Below are 203 nucleotides of genomic sequence, written 5' to 3'. Positions count from 1 at the left end.
CAGATCGCCATCGTGTGGTCATGCGTTCGGAAGTTGGGATGGCCTTTTTGTCCGACGGTGACCGGCCTGAGTTGGCGCCTTCGCTGAACTTCTTTGCCGGCGGTTCTCAGAGTATTCGTGGCTACAGTTATCAGTCCATTGGCAATGAAATCACGGTGCAGGATGAACTCGGAGAAGATGTCACCCTGATCGTGGGTGGCGAC

1 protein-coding gene is annotated in these 203 nt (G+C 55.2%); it reads left to right on the top strand.

Annotated features, from left to right (window positions below; all coding sequences use genetic code 11):
* Positions 1-20: 20 nt before the first annotated feature.
* Positions 21-203: BamA/TamA family outer membrane protein (locus tag A3709_RS23335; protein ID WP_255359749.1), on the top strand; the 183-nt coding region annotated here is incomplete at its 3' end.

Source organism: Halioglobus sp. HI00S01 (assembly GCF_001635445.1).
GTDB lineage: Bacteria > Pseudomonadota > Gammaproteobacteria > Pseudomonadales > Halieaceae > Halioglobus > Halioglobus japonicus.
Note: the sequence above shows the minus strand (reverse complement) of the source record. Positions and strands in the feature narration are given on the sequence as shown.